Genomic DNA, 16,047 nt, shown 5'->3' on the forward strand with positions numbered 1-16,047 from the left:
TACTTCCTGCTTTTTTCTTTCACCTTCCCGGGCATCGCGCCCGTTCCGTCGTCCCCTCTCTCCCGATTGGGAGTGCAAAGGTAACAGCTTTTTTCTTTTCTCCAAAATATTTTTTTAAAATATTTTTTCCTCCTTCCTGCCGTTCACCTCCGTACCTCAAAAAACAACCGCATCCCTTCGTTTGCGGAACGCCCGCCTTCCGAACGGGATGGCAAAGGTACGAATTTCCCCCGTTCCCCCAAATGTTTCGCGCCCCGGACAATAGCTTTTTTTACAACAAACTGGAAATCAAACCGTTTTTTTTATAATAATAATCTTTCATCAGACAAACATTCATTAAATCGGGAAAAAAATGATTACACGATACCCTAATCATTGAGCCATTCAATGTTCTTTTTTAATCGCTTATGTTCTAAATCTCATAATTTCATGTTAGGTTTGTAAATACTATGAGCAATTTTTTGCCTTCTAAGCTTATCACAGCATTAAAGAAAGACTTCCAAATTGACGAGGAGGAATTCCGTCGTATACATCGGCAGCAGGAACAGATCACCTCGATACGCCTCAATCCGACAAAATGGACGAAAGCTTTTGAAAACAAAGATCACATCCCTTGGTGTCCTACAGGTTATTATTTGAATGAACGCCCTATATTTACATTAGATCCGCTATTTCACGCAGGCACATATTATGTTCAAGAAGCTTCATCTATGTTTATCGACCATATTATTCGCTCGCTCAATATAGATAAGAAAGCCTCTTTAGCACTCGATCTATGTGCTGCACCTGGTGGAAAAAGTACTTTATTAAATAGCGTATTACACCCTGATAGTTTATTAGTCTCAAACGAAATTATAAAAACCAGGGTTAACGTTCTGGCAGATAATTTGACAAAATGGGGAAATTTCAATGTTGTGGTTACTAATAATGATCCACAGTCTTTTAACAGGTTACCTGGTTTCTTCGACCTCATGCTGGTTGACGCTCCATGTTCAGGTTCCGGCATGTTCCGGAAAGACGAACAAACCATCAGTGAGTGGTCTGAGGAAACAGTAAATTTGTGCAGTCAAAGGCAACAGCGAATTCTATCAGATAGTCTTTCCACTCTTAAGGAAGATGGCATATTGATTTATTCCACTTGTTCCTATTCTATAGAAGAAAACGAAGAGATCGCAGATTGGTTGGTTGCCAATCATGATATGCAATCCATTCCAATCCCCCATGATCTTGCTTGGCAAATAGAGGAAACACGATCTCCAAAGTTTCAATGTCATGGTTATCGCTTTTATCCACACAAAGTGAGAGGCGAAGGTTTTTACGTCGCCTGTTTCCGTAAGAAAAAAAATCAGCCCACTTTTAATACGAAAAAAATTAAAATCGAAAAGACTCAATTAGATAAAGCATATTTAAAGAATTGGATAAAAACCGAAACCGAATTTACCGGACTCCTTTTTAAGGACGATATACTTATTATTCCGACACAACACGAACTAAATGTAAAAGCACTTCAACATGTTTTGTATCTGAAAAAGGCTGGAACAAACGTAGGAAGGCTTACAAAAAAAGAATTACTTCCACATCACGAGCTTGCCTTAAGTACAGCTATTAGTAATCAAATACCTCGCATTGAGCTTTCTTTAGAAACCGCCTTGCAATATTTAAGAAAAGCAGATATTCAGTTAACAACAGAAGTGAAGGGCTGGGTTTTAGCCTGCTATGACGGACATCCCTTGGGATGGATGAAAATACTACCGAATCGGGTAAACAACTATTACCCAAAAGAATGGCGAATTATTAACCTATAATCAGCTAGGATAATCACTATTATGACTTTACGAGATATAGCCAAAGCGTTGAACTTATCTACTTCAACCGTCTCTAAGGCGCTCCGAGACAGTTACGAAATCGGGGAAGACACAAAAAAGAGGGTGATAGCCTACGCCGAGCAGGTTGGCTATCAACCTAATACGCTCGCCAAAAGCCTTAAAGAGGGAAAAAGTCGCACCATAGGAGTAGTAATATGTGCCATTGACAACAGTTTTGTATCCCAAATGCTCAATGGTATTGACCGTGCCTGCAATGAACGGGGCTACAGTATCATGATCATGCAAAGTAAGGAATCGCACGTACAAGAAATAAAATGTACTGAGGTACTCTATGGTCGCTCGATTGACGGTTTACTCATTTCGCCAGCTTGCGAAACGCCTAATGTCGACCACTTAAAAAAATTTCAGCAATTAGGATTACCTATTGTCTTATTTGATCGATATAGCGATGAACTGGACGTTCCAAGAGTCAGTATCAATAACCTGGACGCCGCTTACCAAGCAACCGAACATCTTATAAAAAATGGCTATACGCGAATTGCCGTATTACATAGTAACACAAGTCTAAATATTAATATTCAACGCTTGGAAGGTTATAAAAAAGCATTACGTGACCATAGGATTGAATTGATGGATGAATATATACAACCCTGTAATTTACAGACTACAGCCCTATTAGAAGAGAGTATTCACCAAGCGATGCAAAAACTCAGCGCTTTAACTGTCCCGCCGACAGCGCTTCTTACCTTAAGCGACCAAATCAGCACTTCCAGCATTTCTATACTTCAGGAAATGGGTTATCAAATCCCACAAGATATGGCACTCATTGGGTTCACCAATACAAGCCTTGCAAATTCATTACACCCACCCCTCAGCACTATTTATCAACCCGCAATTGCAATAGGTGAAGCCGCCGCTAACCGATTAATTGATATTATCGAAGGTACAGACGAGGAGGAAAAGCAAACCGTTTACCTGGCTGCCCAACTTCATGAGCGGGCTTCCAGCAGGCGATTGGTATAACAAAGATGAAGAGGTCGGCGGAAAACCTCTTTATCTTGTGTCCTATAGAGGGAAATAATTTTTGGCATTATAATAACAGATGTCCTTAATAATTTTACCGATCCAATTGATATCTTTTGGCAGTAAGCCATTGTTTATATCGGAGGCAAACAGATTACAAAGTAAGCGGCGAAAATACTCATGTCGTGAATATGATAGAAAGCTTCTTGAATCTGTCAACATACCGATAAAACAAGCAATCAAACCGATATTTGATAAACTATTCATTTGATTCGTCATTCCTTCTAATTGATCTAAAAACCACCAGCCTGAACCAAACTGTATCTTACCAATAATGCCTCCTGATTGAAAATTGCCCGTCATAGATGCAAATACCTCATTATCAGAAGGGTTTAAATTATATAAAATAGTCTTTGTTAACTGGTTTTCGCTCTCAAGTAAATTCAAAAAGGCAGAAAGATTAGATGCTTGCTGAAAATCACCTATTGAATCATATCCGGTGTCGGGTCCCAGCTCTTTAAGTAATCGTGTATTGTTGTTCCGTAAAGCACCCAGATGAAACTGCTGTACCCATTCTTGTTGATGGTACATTTTACACAAAGCTTGAAGCACACATCCTGTAAAGGCGTCCTGACTAGCCAACGCTTTCGAATCGTTTCCTTGTAAAACTTCTTTGAAGACCTTTTCCAACTCAGCTTTGTTAAAGTGAATCGTTGGCATATGAGCCAAGCCATGATCAGCTATGCGGCAACCCTTGTCATGAAAATAAAACACCCGCTTCTGCAAGGCTTCTAACAACGAGTCGATATCTTTAATCACCACATCCGAAACTTCTGCTAACGAGGAAATGTACTGTCTGAACGTATCACCACCACTTAAATTGAATACCTTATCAGGACGAAAAGAGGGTAATATTCGGGTAGCGAAATCAGATGCAGCAATTTGCTCATGTTCAGTCAAATTAGCGAGCGGATCGTCCGTTGTTCCTACCATCTCCACATTAAAATGTGTAAGTAAGCCGCGTGGTGTAAACGCCGGATCTTGTAATTTATTGCCAGTTACTTCGTATATCCGATCAGCATTCTCTGTTGTTAGTATTTCTTGAACACCGAAAGGGTTTTTTAGTTCCATATGCGTCCAGTGATAAAGTGGATTTCTCACCGTGTAGGGCACACATGCAGCCCATTTTTTAAATTTCTCCTGATCGGACGCATTTCCTGTAATATATTTTTCATCGATTCCCAAAACCCGCTGTGCTCGCCACTTGTAATGATCACCCGCCAACCATATTTGCGTGATATTCGAAAAGTGTTGATTAGCAGCAATAACATCCGGGGGTAAATGGGAATGATAATCAATAATGGGTAAGTCTTTCGCGTACTCATTATATAAACGCACCGCCAGATCCGACTGTAACAAAAAGTCTTCGTCAAGAAATTCTTTCATATTCCCTACTTAATATCAATAATAAAATGATTAGCTAATCTATCACAATAGCCAATTAACTTCCGAGTATCCCTAATTCTAAACCACGTAATTCAGCCAAGCCACGTAACCTTCCGATGGCAGAATAACCAGGGTTCGAGGTCTTATGTAAATCATCAAGCATTTGATGTCCATGATCGGGCCTAAAGGGAATGGGCAGCTCACGCTTTTGATTTTCCTCTGTAAGAATCTTCATAACCGCGTACATATCCACATCTCCATCTAAATGGTCTGCTTCATAAAAATTACCTTCCTCGTCTTTTTTCACATTCCGCAAATGCGCGAAATGAACTCGGTTTTTGACCGATTCTAAAATGTCAGGGATGTTATTGCTTATACCGGCTCCCAAAGAACCGGTACAGAAACAAAGGCCATTAAATTCCCGAGGCTCTTCCTTCATCAAAAACAATAAATCATCCTTATTACTAACTACACGCGGCAAGCCCAAGATGGGATAAGGAGGATCGTCCGGATGGATGGTCATATGAATTCCATGCTTCTCGCATACTTGCGAAATAGCCGCTAAAAATTTAAGCAGATTTTTACGTAGGCCATCCGTACCAATCTCTTTATAAATTTCGATACTCTTTTGTAGATCACCTAAGCCGATTGGGTCTTCGGAAGGAATGCCCATCAAAACAACTTCACTCAACTTCGCTAATACATCCTGATTGGTTGTACTATACCGCTCCTTCGCCTTCTCCAATATCGATGTTGGGTAATTATGCTCCGCCCCTTTCCGTCTCAAAATAAACAAGTCAAACACCGCTAAATCTGTCCAATCAAAATATAAAGCCTTTGACCCATCCTTCATTACTAAATCCAACTGGGTACGGGTCCAGTCGAGCACGGGCATAAAATTATAACATATGGTTTTAATACCGCAGACTGCAAGATTTTCTAAGCTTTGTATGTAGTTTTTCAGGTATTTTTCTGCGTCCTCCCGATCAGTTTTGATGGCTTCATGTACCGGAACGCTTTCTACTACGGCCCAGGTAAGTCCCGCTGCTTCAATAATCCGCTTGCGTTCCTTAATATCCTCTAGCGGCCATACCTCTCCATGTGGAATATGATGAAGAGCCGTTACAATCGCTGTAGCACCTGCCTGCTTTACATCTTGTAAGGACACCAGATCATTTGGTCCATACCAACGCCAACTTTGTAATAACTTCATAGTTCTTTTTAGATTAAATTAAATGATATGACTATTAGGCGGAAACTTAAACTATAAACCGCTGTTACAGCTATCCAACGACTGATAGCCAACAGTGATTTCCAGAGCCCGCGCCTAAAGACTAAATACCCGGAATTTAAACGCCACAATAGGTGTTGAAACCACCATCAACTAAAATACTTGTTCCGCTCACAAAAGCAGAAGCATCGCTTAATAAATATACCAGGGTTCCTTTCAACTCTTCGGGATTACCCAATCGGCCAAAAGGAGTTCCATTTACGAATCGATTTGCTCTATCTGTATACGATCCGTCGGCATTGGTTAGTAAAGTTCTATTTTGCTCCGTGAGGAAAACACCCGGCGATATCGCATTCACACGCACACCATCACCATAACGTTGTGCTAACTCTACAGACATCCATTTCGTAAAACCTTCAATGGCAGTTTTGGCCATTGTATATCCCAATACACGGGTTATAGGTCGATGTGCCGAAAGAGAGGAGATATTCACAATAGAACCCCTTCCCTTCTCTGCAATTACTCTCCCGAATATAAACGTAGGTATCACTGTACCAAAAAGATTTAAATCAACTGCTTTTTTTGTATCAGCTATCTTGGCATCAAAAAGATTCTGATCAGGCGATATAGTCGCCCCTGGAATATTACCACCTGCAGCATTCACTAAACCATCGATGGTTCCGAAATGCTGCAAAATCTGCTCTTTGGCAAGAAGCACTTGATCCTCATCCATCGCATCTGCTAAAACAGCAATTGCTTCACCACCAACACCCTTAATTTGCTCAACTACCGCATCGGCGCGTTCTTTATTTCTACCCATGACAACCACCTTTGCTCCAGCTTCGGCTACGGCTAAAGAAAAGTGTTTACCCAACACACCGGTTGCACCGGTAATAACAATAACTTTATTTTCTAAAGAAAAAGGTGAAGTTTTATTCATTGCTTAGCTTTTTATATCAACTCATCAAAAAGATGCCTTGCAAAGAATTTAACAGCTTATAAAGGGCTCAGTTGTCTTTGGCAAGAATCAATAATGAACTATTAAGATTCAATTTTAGCAAATTAAAATCGATTTCAATTATTTTGCGAAAAGATTTTACGATATCGATTGCGTAGTTTTAAAAGGAATGGATATTTTTATACACGGGAATAATAACTATTTTCGACAAAAAAACTAGCCACTCTTGACAAGACACAACAGCTATGCTTTCCAGCAAGATACTTGTCATGATCTATTATCATTAGGCTTGCCTTAAAAAATTTAATTCATGAGTTTAAACGAAGGTAATCGGATAGCCGTCTTTGGCGAATTTCTTCTAAGGGTCAGCACACAGACCGGTCATTTTATCAATGCAAGCGAAGGCATTTCTATTTACGCTGGCGGGTCGGAAGCAAATGTAGCTTCTTCTTTAGCCTGTATGCATGCGCAAGTCTCGTACATAAGTTGTGTGCCCGACAATCAGTTGGCAAACCAAGCTCTTAACAGTCTAAAGGAGCGAGGCGTAAACATTAGCCAATGCCGATTTGCAGGTGATCGGCTAGGCCTTTATTTCCTTTTGTCGGCCAATGGGCTTAGCAAAGGAGAAGTGGTCTACGATCGGAAATATTCTTCATTCAGCGCGCTTAAAACTGGAGACATTGATTGGGACAATGTATTGGAAGGCCACAACTGGTTCCATTGGACGGCCCTTACTCCAGCCTTAAATGAAAACATGATCGCCGTTTGCGAAGAGGCTCTACAAGCCGCCAAGAAAAAGGGGCTTATTATATCGGTTGATCTGAATTACAGAAATAGACTGTGGAACTATGGCAAGTCCCCTATCGACGTAATGCCTTCCTTAGTCGATTATTGCGATGTCATTATGGGTAACATCTGGGCAGCCAACACCATGTTGGGCACTTCCATAGATCCCGACCTTGATCGTAACACTACGAAAGAAACTTATGTGGAACATGCCAATCAATCGGCCCAAGAAGTGTTCAAGCGATTCGAAAACTGTAAGCACATAGCCTATACTTTCCGATTCATGGATAACCCGTCCCACAATCTTTTCTATGGCACCTATCATACTCAAAAGGGGCATTATGTATCACAAACACTAGAGACGAATGAAGTGATCGATCGGATTGGAAGCGGGGACGCCTTTATGGGCGGACTCATTCGCGCGCTTACTACAGGAAAAGAAAACCAGGAGGTAATTGACATAGCAACTTCTGCCGGCTTTAAAAAGTTATTCGTTAAAGGTGATTTAGGAGACGGCAGTTATTAGTTATTGGTTATTGGTTATTGGTTGTTAGTTGTTAGTTGTTAGTTGTTAGTTGTTAGTTGTTAGTTGTTAGTTGTTAGTTGTTAGTTGTTAGTTGTTAGTTGTTAGTTGTTAGTGAAATTTACTTTTTACTTTTTACTTTTTACTTTTTACTTTTTACTTTTTACTTTTTACTTTTTACTTTTTACTTTTTACTTTTTACTTTTTACTTTTTACTTTTTACTTTATCCAAATGAAAACAATTGAAGAAAGTATTGTACAAATAAAAAAATATCCAGTCATTCCGGTTTATTACCATGATGACCTGCAAACATGTTTAGATACCGTGAAAGCATGTTATGATGGCGGTATTCGCGTCTTTGAATTTGTTAACAGAGGTGGTCAAGCCTTGGTAAATTTTAAAGAATTGAAAGCTTTTCGCGACGCGCAATTACCGGAATTACACCTAGGCATAGGCACCATTAAGTCGGCGAAACAGGCTGAAGACTACCTTTCCTTGGGAGCTGATTTTATCGTAAGTCCAATTGTGAAGCCGGAAATTGCTGCAATTACATTGGACGTAGACGTTCTATGGATACCCGGATGCATGACTCCTACAGAAATCAATACCGCAGAAGTTCTAGGAGCACCCCTGGTAAAATTGTTTCCGGGAAGCAGTTTAGGCCCAGACTTTCTAAAAGCTATTAAACCGCTTTTTCCTGACATGCTTTTTATGCCTACAGGTGGAGTTAATCCTGATGAAAATAGTATTTCCAAATGGTTTGCAGCAGGTGTTAGTGCGGTAGGTATGGGCTCCAAATTATTTGAAAAGCCAGCTGAGGCAGCCGGCTTTCAATGGCTAACTGACAAATGCAGAGAAGTTATGAACTTTGCTTCTGTCTAATTTGACTTGGATCCCAATGGACGATCCGCTTTTCGTTATAACTGATATTCGCCGCTAAAGCTGGTCCTGCGGTTCGCATGGCAAACTCAGGACCTTCTATGGCAACACCTTTAGTCCGTATAGCATTAAACCAGTCATCAAAGTGGTCCACGCGCATATCGTAACCCTTGGGCGCCTGAAAAATATTTTCGCCTACTGATAATACCTGTGGTCTGATGCCCTGATATTTCTCATTGTATTGAGACACAAATTCCTGTTGCACTTTCTCGGGAAAAGTTTCAAAAGTGTCCCAACCTCCGTAACCAGGTGCTTGTGGAAGCTTTTTATTTCGAATACTGACACTATTTCCATCCAAAACCATTTCTCCTTCATTACCTACAAGGCGCATGCTATCACCCCCTCCGGAACCATCCACAAAGTTAACGCGTAAAGAAAGGTTGAAAGCGGGATGCTGCTGCGTTTCAGGATAATCAAATAACCCCAACATCAAGTCCGCCACGTCACGTCCGTCTTTCCAATAATTCAGCCCTCCGGTTGCATAAATTCTCTCCGGCCCCAACGAGCCTGTAATGGTATGCAAGCGAGTAAACAAGTGCACAAATAAATCACCTGCCATGCCTGTACCATAGGCTTGATAATTTCTCCATCGGAAAAAACGTACCGGATCAAAAGGAAGCGCCGTTGCTCCGCCTTGAAACGTTCTCCAGTCGCATGTAGTTTCTGAAGCATTCGGTGGAATGGAATATTGCCAAGCGCCCTTTGCATCGAATCTATCGGTATAAACTTCCACAAAATTCAGCTTTCCGATGGCTCCTTGTTGGTATAACTCTTTTGCCTTATGAATAACAATAGAACTTGCCCATTGACTTCCTACCTGAAAGGCTACTTTTGTATTCCGATGTTCCCGAATCAAAGCTTCGCCTTCTTCAATTTTATGCACCAACGGCTTTTCACAGTATACAGCCTTCCCTTTTTTCATCGCAGCGATCGCTTGCCGGGCGTGCCAATGATCCGGTGTAGAAATGATCACCGCATCAATTCCCGGGTCATCTAAAATCTCCTCGTAGTGACGCGTTGTTTTAACATGGCTACCATACAACTCATTTAACTTTTGTAAATGTCCGTCATAGCAGTCGGCCCCGCTAACTAGCTCAATCCCCTCTCTGCTTAGTGCCGCTTTTAGGTTGCCAAACCCCATAATACCCAAACCTATTGCTGCAATATTAATCCGGTCATTAGCAGGTACTCTCCCCCGCTTCTTTAAGATTTGAACGTGCTTATCGGCAAAATTCGTTGCTGCACTTAATAAACTCGGACTTGCTGCTGCCAGCACAGCAGAACCACCCAATTTTTTCAGAAACTTTCTTCGGGAATTGTTATTGTCGGTTTTATTCATTGTTTAGCTTGCTTAAAATATCGACTAAAATAGATCAGGATATTCTTCGTCCTTGTTATTTAGCTGATTTTGTATTGAACGAGATACTTATCAGCCTACTAGAAGTGTTAAAGCTAAAATAAATATTTAAGCGAAACAAAAATTTCCCTCCATTTGCAACATCAATTTTACCAATCTTTACTTTACCTTTCAGGCTCCCGATGTTTTAGTTGCCCTTTAATTAGCCATATTTCCGTTTGACCTTTACCAAAGGCATTGGTGGCCGTCAGGGCAACAACAGTACCATCGGAGGTAACTGCTAGGCTATTCCATAAAGCCGATTTATCTGGAGGAATAAGAAAAGGCGTCGTGCAATGCTCAAAATTAGCAGCAAACCGATCTCCGACCACTACTTTCATGTCAGCATATTTCATTTTATTTTTTCGCCCTTCGGTCCCTTGGTAGGAAAGCAGCGTTAGCCCGTTTTGTGTTCGGCACAAATATGGGGCACCTGCATAAATCGTATCTGCCAGCTTATGCTTTAAGGCATAAGCACGATTCGAATCCTTAGCCAGCACCGGATAAGCTCGATCATTCTTTGCATTCCCATAAATTATATAGGGCTTGAATTGCTGCATTCCATTATCTTCGATTGCAATTGCCAACCTATGATCGTCAATTAGTAAGGGTACCGGCATACCATCACGAAAACCAGCTCTAAAACTTACAATCGTTGGCACTTTAGACCAAGTTAAGCCATTATCAAAGGATGTAAATCGCGAGATATTCTGTTCATCGCTGCTTAAGTACAAACCTTCGTTAGCAAAAAACAGTTGGATTGCTCCGTCTGGCAATTGTATAGCAGCTGGTTCCCAACAGCCGTTTTTAAATTCATTTCCCGCTTGATAAACTAAACGTTCATCATGCCAGGTTAATCCCAGATCGTTGCTTTTTTTTGTTCTGATCTCAAAGTGATGTTCCGTATTATTCTTTGTTGGTCTTGGGTTGTACATAGCTAAAAGTGAACCATCTTTCAGCTGAATCATGCTCGGAACGCACATATTCACGCTCGGTTTACGTTCTGCTACAATACTGATTCTTTTCCACGAATTGCCTTTGTCCACGCTTTCAGCGCATACGATATTCCCATCCGATTCGTAAATGCATAGCCAAGATTGATCCTGCAGCTCAATCATTCTAGGATAACTCGTGTAATGCTTGGCCGGGGCCGATACTTTTCGCATCGAGCCCCGATCCCAAACAATAGGCTGTCCATATATCTGCGTTGCACAAAAGCAAAATAGAAACACTAGAAGAAAGGCACCTCTCATTGATTTGATCGCTGATTAATATCCCGAATTCTGCTTTAAGTTAGGATTATTTAACACCTCGATTTGCGGAATTGGCAGACGAATATGTTTACCAACCACGAAATTCTTAAAATCCGGATCCCGCTCGGCAACAGCTGCCACCTTCTCTTGCGTTTCCAAATCACCCCAACGCTTCAAATCTGCCCAGCGCACACTTTCTCCACATAGTTCCAATTCCCGCTCCATCTTCAGTCGTTCTCTAAAAGCATTGGCATCTTGTGTTGCAGCGGCATGATTAACCGCCAAGTTTGGTAATCCTACACGGCTCCGCACCTGATCAACATAGGTAATCGCCTCGCTTGTACTTCCCAACTCATTCAAGACCTCTGCATAGAGCAACAAGATATCAGCATAACGTACCATACGGAAATTATTTTGCGCATAGTAATCCTCGTTATCGCGAAAGTAATCTCGGGCATATTTACGAAACCAAGCTTCATTCGCGTCCCATTGCCAACTTCTGCCATATACTTTATCGCCAAAATCCGCTTCCAAAGCGGGATAGAATAGGGTATAACGCAGTCGAGGATCAATGTTTCCGTCGACTGTTTTTTCCTTCTTAAACTCATCTACAATCCAGTAACGCGCCTGACCATCTGACCAACCGATACTCCTTGGCGCGAAGAATTGTGCACGCTGACTGCTCATCATTTGGCCGGGGCCATCGGCATCCTCCGGTGTTTTGTTTACGTCCGAAAATTGAATTTCAAATACAGACTCGCTATTATTTTCATTAGTGTGGGTAAAATTGTCCTGAAAATCGCTTACCAAGCTATATTTACCATTACCTTCACCGGTAAAGAAATAATCCAAGGCTTGTTTAGCTTCTGCCCATTTATGCTGTTGCATATATGCCCTTGCCAAATAAGCGTTGACAGCACCCTTTGTCGGCCGTCCGACATTATTGTCATCCCATTCAACCGGGAGCACTTCCAGGGCCTCTTTTAAATCCTTTTCAACCTGCGCCCAAACTTCTGCCAAGGTGCTTTGAAGAGGCAAATCATCAGGCTTAGAAGTTTTGAGAACCAGCGGAGCATTCTCCCATAATAAAGCCGCGTAATAATAATGTAATGCTCTTAAAAACTTAGCCTGCCCTAATATTCTGTCTTTTTTTACCTGGTCGGCAAAAGTGATATTTGGCACATTATCTAATACTTGATTGCATCGAAAGATAGCCTTGTACGTATCCTTCCAAGTGAAGACATTTCCTTCGCCGAAATTGTAATTCACATATTGAAATCGCGTCCAATCGCCTAACTCTATCCAAGGACTTTTGCTAAATCCTTCGTCAGAAGTAAGATCCAATCGAAAGTATATCCATCTCGACCACAAAGCCGGTTTATAAAACATAGCATAAATAGAGTTGACACCTCTCTGGGCATCCTCCTCCGTTTTCCAGAACACGTCCGTCGTCGGTGTGTTCGGGTTTTCTATATTCAATAGATCCTTTTTACAACTTCCACAAAGCGTTAAAAGGGAGATAAAGAGCAATATATATAAGCCTTTCATGATGTATCCTAATTAAATTTAAAATCCAAATTGCAAACCCAGCGAATAGGTCTTGAGATTTGGATAACTAAAATTGTCAAACCCGCGTTCGTATATATTCGTATTGTTAAACTCGGGGTCGAGCCCCTTATAGCCGGTAAAGGTCAGCAGGTTTTGTCCCGAAAGTGTTACCTGTCCGCTTTGGAAGCCAATGCGTTTCAACCAGCTTTCAGGAAGTGTATATGATAAACTGATGTATTTAAGACGCATAAAATTACCGCTTTCAAGCCAGCGGTCGGTGTCTCCGCGCGAGTTCAACGTAGAACCGTAGTACATTCTTGGCACATCTGTATTAGGATTTTCAGGCGTCCAGGGTTGTATGCCGGCGCGATAATTGGAGTTATCATCAAAACGATCTACTAAGCTGTGATAACCGTTGTAAACCGTAGCGCCGAAAGCACCGAACCAGTTCATGGTAAGAGAAAGGTTCTTATAAGAAGCACCTAGATTAATTCCCAGTTCAACATCTGCCCAAGGAGATCCTAGCACCAATTTATCATCATTTGTAATCTGTCCATCACCATTGTGGTCTTTGAACCGTATATCACCTGGTTTGGCCGAAGGTTGTATAACTCTTCCCTCTGCATTCTTATAATTGTCTACCTCCTCTTGGGATTGGAAAAGCCCATCCGTTTCCAGCACATACCACATACCGGCAGATTGCCCGACTTGCGTGACGGTATTCCCCACAAAAATGTTGTTCCGACCATACCCTAAGCTTGTCACTTTGTTTTTGAGCGTCGTAATATTGGTGTTTACATAATACTTAAACTCTCGGCTGCTTTCATTATAACCCAAAGAAAGTTCAAAACCGGTATTTTTTAGACTTGCAGCATTGGCTATTGGTGGTCTTCCATCATGGCCTGTTGTCAATGCAATAGGCATGGCCGTTAAGACATCCTTCGTATCGGCAATAAAATATTCGGCTGTTAACGTAATTTTATTATTGAATAACGTAGCGTCGACACCGAAATTCTTTTGCGTCAAGGTTTCCCAGCGAAGGTCAGGGTTAACCAGCGCGACCTGGGTAGCACCGGGATAAATCAACTGATCACGACCCATGGCGATAGTCGAAAATGTGTTGATAACCGCTAAGTAATCCCAATAATTGGCACTACTATTTCCAGCTAGGTCTGTACTCGTCGTGCTATTTCCAAGCCGTCCATAACTAGCCCTTAACTTTAAATCGTTAACCCATTCTTTCTGAAAGAATTTTTCATTACTGATTCGCCAAGCTCCTGATATGGAGGGAAAATTTCCCCATTGATTGGATCGACCCAAACGAGAACTTCCGTCGCGACGGATAACACCATTTAATAAATAACGATTATCGTAGTTATATTCAATACGCCCTAAGTAAGATAAAATAATAGCTTCTTGCCGATACCCCCCTGCTTGCGGCTCATTTCCCTGATCGAGCTCACTGTAATAGCCGCCCTTTCCATCAGGGACTAAATTCCTTTTCATCCCGGAGATACGTGCATATAAATCCCGTTGATAGGTTTGACCAACTACCGCGTTGACCGAATGTTTACCAAAGTCTTTATTAAATGCTAGCGTATTTTCTACTAATATCGATTGAAAGCGAGCACGATATTCATCGGCGATGGAAGGTTGAAATTCTTGATTTAAGGACCAGTTACCCTGCTTTCGTAAATGGGCATAATGATCGCTGCTAGTTTCGTAACCTAAGTTAAACCGATACTTTAGAAATTCAACCGGCTTCAACTCAGACCAGACATTTCCGCGAATGCGTAGATTTTCGTTATACCGATCATCCAAATCAGCAATCGCCACGGGATTGCTACCAAAGGTCCGCGCCCTCCGTTCATCACCATATCCATATCCTCCCGGGTTATTCGGGTTATATACCGGAATGGTGGGCAAAAGCCGTACGACATCTGCAATAGGGTTGCCCGACATTTCATCAGCTTTTGCATTGCTGATTGCTAGGTTCTCACCGATACTAAAAATACCCTTTGTACCTTGTGTATTTACGCGAAAGCTTATGCGATCAAACCCGGTGCTGATTACGGTTCCATCATTTTTGAAATAATTCCCCGATACCAGGTAATTACCACTCTCTCCACCGCCCGAAAAAGTGAGATTCAAATCTTGCATGTTCCCTGTGCGGAAAGCCGCATCCTGCCAGTCGGTATTTTGACTTAAATCTAAATCTTGTCTAGTAGCTCCTGCATTGTCATAGGCCATATAATTAAGTCTGGCAAACTCTTCTGTTTGCGCCAACTTGTAGCGAGGTGTAGTTTGCGCACTCGTTGTTCCCGAGAACTGTACCTTCATCGGCCCTTTGGCTCCCTTTTTTGTTGTGATGATGATTACACCGTTAGCAGCGCGCGAACCGTAAATTGCCGCAGCAGAAGCATCTTTCAAAATTTGTACGGACTCGATGTCGTTGGGATTAAAATCCCGATTGGCGGTTGTAATCATTCCATCAATCACGTAGAGTGGATTGGTACCGCTTAAATTTTTCAAACCACGAATTTCCACTCTGGCTTCCGCTCCAGGCCGTCCCGCTCCGCGCACTTTAACACCCGACGCCAGTCCCTGAAGCGCTTCTCCCATGGTTGTTACTTGCCTTTTTGTCAATTCAGACGTTTTTACCACCGAAACGGCGCCCGTTAAATCCCGTTTCTGTTGTGTACCATATCCTACTACTACTACCTCATCAAGCGAATTTTCTTCAGGCAAGAGGGTTACATTTATTTCCTCCTTTCCCTGTAAGGCAACCTCTTGTGTGGTATAGCTAACATAGGAAAAAACCAAAACGGCTTGTTGATTGGGAACTTCAATACGGTATCGCCCCTCTTGATTGGTTGAAACACCCGTATTTGTATTCTTAACCTTTACACTTACGGCGGCTAAAGGTGCGCCTGATTCGTCCCGGACTAAGCCGGTGATGGTGGTTTGCGCCCACAGGCAAACCGAAAGGCAGATGAAGAAAATCAGTAAAAAGAATACCTTCATTACACTGCCCTTTCCATTTAACAATTGACTAGTATGCATACGTTCTCATTGGTTAGTAAAAAAGGAGCGAAGAACTCCCTCGTCGATAACCAA

General features: G+C 41.8%; 11 protein-coding genes. 4 read left to right on the forward strand and 7 right to left on the reverse strand.

From position 1 onward, the window contains the following. The first annotated feature begins 449 nt into the window (after window positions 1-449). Window positions 450-1,805, forward strand: coding sequence for a methyltransferase RsmF C-terminal domain-like protein (locus tag E0E36_RS23805; RefSeq protein ID WP_130858051.1), 1,356 nt, complete (start codon window positions 450-452; stop codon window positions 1,803-1,805). A gap of 21 nt (window positions 1,806-1,826) precedes the next feature. Beyond that, window positions 1,827-2,849, forward strand: a complete 1,023-nt coding sequence (locus E0E36_RS23810) for a LacI family DNA-binding transcriptional regulator (protein ID WP_013663885.1) — start codon at window positions 1,827-1,829, stop codon at window positions 2,847-2,849. Between the two features lie 42 nt (window positions 2,850-2,891). Here E0E36_RS23810 and uxaC read toward each other — a convergent pair whose 3' ends face one another. The 3 genes from uxaC to E0E36_RS23825 form a co-directional block, all read right to left on the reverse strand. Then, entirely contained in the window at window positions 2,892-4,295 is a 1,404-nt protein-coding gene (gene uxaC / locus E0E36_RS23815) for a glucuronate isomerase (RefSeq protein ID WP_130858052.1), read from the reverse strand. Between the two features lie 55 nt (window positions 4,296-4,350). Next, window positions 4,351-5,508 (reverse strand): mannonate dehydratase, encoded by a 1,158-nt coding sequence (gene uxuA, locus E0E36_RS23820; RefSeq protein WP_130858053.1) that lies wholly within the window; start codon window positions 5,506-5,508, stop codon window positions 4,351-4,353. Window positions 5,509-5,644: 136 nt separating this feature from the next. Then, the gene (locus E0E36_RS23825; protein WP_013663888.1) at window positions 5,645-6,466 is read right to left on the reverse strand and encodes an SDR family oxidoreductase; all 822 of its coding nucleotides are present in this window, start codon (window positions 6,464-6,466) and stop codon (window positions 5,645-5,647) included. 328 nt (window positions 6,467-6,794) lie between these two features. Between E0E36_RS23825 and E0E36_RS23830 the strand changes: the two genes are divergently transcribed. Both E0E36_RS23830 and E0E36_RS23835 read left to right on the forward strand, forming a co-directional pair. Continuing rightward, on the forward strand, window positions 6,795-7,796 hold the full coding sequence (locus tag E0E36_RS23830; RefSeq protein WP_130858054.1) for a sugar kinase: 1,002 nt from the start codon (window positions 6,795-6,797) through the stop codon (window positions 7,794-7,796). A 229-nt stretch (window positions 7,797-8,025) separates the two neighbouring features. Then, window positions 8,026-8,676 (forward strand): beta/alpha barrel domain-containing protein, encoded by a 651-nt coding sequence (locus tag E0E36_RS23835; RefSeq protein ID WP_130858055.1) that lies wholly within the window; start codon window positions 8,026-8,028, stop codon window positions 8,674-8,676. Here E0E36_RS23835 and E0E36_RS23840 read toward each other — a convergent pair. From E0E36_RS23840 to E0E36_RS23855, 4 genes are all read right to left on the reverse strand, one after another. Further along, window positions 8,654-10,072, reverse strand: coding sequence for a Gfo/Idh/MocA family protein (locus tag E0E36_RS23840; RefSeq protein ID WP_130858056.1), 1,419 nt, complete (start codon window positions 10,070-10,072; stop codon window positions 8,654-8,656). The two genes, E0E36_RS23835 and E0E36_RS23840, sit on opposite strands and share 23 nt — an antisense overlap. Window positions 10,073-10,254: 182 nt before the next feature. Continuing rightward, window positions 10,255-11,382, reverse strand: a complete 1,128-nt coding sequence (locus tag E0E36_RS23845) for a sialidase family protein (RefSeq protein WP_130858057.1) — start codon at window positions 11,380-11,382, stop codon at window positions 10,255-10,257. A gap of 15 nt (window positions 11,383-11,397) precedes the next feature. After that, a complete protein-coding gene (locus tag E0E36_RS23850) occupies window positions 11,398-12,930 on the reverse strand; it encodes a RagB/SusD family nutrient uptake outer membrane protein (protein WP_130858058.1) in 1,533 nt (510 codons plus the stop codon). A gap of 18 nt (window positions 12,931-12,948) precedes the next feature. Then, window positions 12,949-15,993, reverse strand: a complete 3,045-nt coding sequence (locus tag E0E36_RS23855) for a SusC/RagA family TonB-linked outer membrane protein (protein WP_130858059.1) — start codon at window positions 15,991-15,993, stop codon at window positions 12,949-12,951. Between the last annotated feature and the right edge of the window lie 54 nt (window positions 15,994-16,047).

It is taken from the genome of Olivibacter jilunii, assembly GCF_900607235.1.
Classification (GTDB): Bacteria; Bacteroidota; Bacteroidia; order Sphingobacteriales; family Sphingobacteriaceae; genus Olivibacter; species Olivibacter oleidegradans.

Excerpts from the sequence above, each read along its gene's own strand:
- E0E36_RS23850 (WP_130858058.1), bottom strand. The coding sequence starts at position 12,930 with ATGAAAGGCTTATATATATTGCTCTTTATCTCCCTTTTAACGCTTTGT.
- E0E36_RS23805 (WP_130858051.1), top strand. The coding sequence starts at position 450 with ATGAGCAATTTTTTGCCTTCTAAGCTTATCACAGCATTAAAGAAAGAC.
- E0E36_RS23855 (WP_130858059.1), bottom strand. The coding sequence starts at position 15,993 with ATGCATACTAGTCAATTGTTAAATGGAAAGGGCAGTGTAATGAAGGTA.
- E0E36_RS23835 (WP_130858055.1), top strand. The coding sequence starts at position 8,026 with ATGAAAACAATTGAAGAAAGTATTGTACAAATAAAAAAATATCCAGTC.
- uxaC (WP_130858052.1), bottom strand. The coding sequence starts at position 4,295 with ATGAAAGAATTTCTTGACGAAGACTTTTTGTTACAGTCGGATCTGGCG.
- E0E36_RS23830 (WP_130858054.1), top strand. The coding sequence starts at position 6,795 with ATGAGTTTAAACGAAGGTAATCGGATAGCCGTCTTTGGCGAATTTCTT.
- uxuA (WP_130858053.1), bottom strand. The coding sequence starts at position 5,508 with ATGAAGTTATTACAAAGTTGGCGTTGGTATGGACCAAATGATCTGGTG.
- E0E36_RS23845 (WP_130858057.1), bottom strand. The coding sequence starts at position 11,382 with ATGAGAGGTGCCTTTCTTCTAGTGTTTCTATTTTGCTTTTGTGCAACG.
- E0E36_RS23825 (WP_013663888.1), bottom strand. The coding sequence starts at position 6,466 with ATGAATAAAACTTCACCTTTTTCTTTAGAAAATAAAGTTATTGTTATT.
- E0E36_RS23810 (WP_013663885.1), top strand. The coding sequence starts at position 1,827 with ATGACTTTACGAGATATAGCCAAAGCGTTGAACTTATCTACTTCAACC.
- E0E36_RS23840 (WP_130858056.1), bottom strand. The coding sequence starts at position 10,072 with ATGAATAAAACCGACAATAACAATTCCCGAAGAAAGTTTCTGAAAAAA.